We start from the raw sequence: 596 nt of genomic DNA, 5'->3' as shown, positions 1-596 counted from the left end.
CGTCTCGGGTTTATGGACGAGGCCCTGAAATTAGCAATTCTAGCGGAGTGGTTTCAGACCAGCCTTCACCACTCGGCAATGCGCCTGGAGCGTGAAGCCTTGACAGGCGTTTCTTACGATATGAAGGACAATAAACTTGTTCCCGTGAAGGTATCTCCGGCCAATGTCAGGCAAAATGCTTGGGCTGAAATGCTCGAGGTCATTCGCCAGCTTCCTCGTCAAGAATCGCAGCAGATTTTTTTTCGCGCTAAGAAAGTTGCCAATCGGTATGCCAGCTTAGGTTACTATGATGACTTAATAGATGCGATCACGGACGGTATAGAACAGTCCTCGAACCAGCCTACGTCGTATGTATACGTTTCACTTGCTGACTTACATGCGTCCCGTGCGGCACCGAACTGGAGGGTAGAGTATCTTAAATCTGTTGATTCCGCAGTTCGGCTTCTTCGGAGCGAGCCAGCGACTGCGAGTTGGTATGAAGACTCAGTTACAGAAATGTTTGATACCGCCGACCAGTTGGATATGGCGGATGAAGTTAGCCAAGTACTCATCAGTTATGGCCTCGTTCCAGGAAGCGACGAAGGCGGTTAACCGAG

At 50.0% G+C, this 596-nt stretch carries 1 protein-coding gene; it reads left to right on the top strand.

Annotation, left to right across the window (positions count from 1 at the left end):
- On the top strand, positions 1–591 hold a 591-nt coding region (locus tag ACR0LL_RS21310), incomplete at its 5' end, for a hypothetical protein (RefSeq protein WP_480589328.1).
- Positions 592–596: the final 5 nt, after the last annotated feature.

It is taken from the genome of Ruegeria sp. AI2, assembly GCF_056541275.1.
Note: the sequence above shows the minus strand (reverse complement) of the source record. Positions and strands in the feature narration are given on the sequence as shown.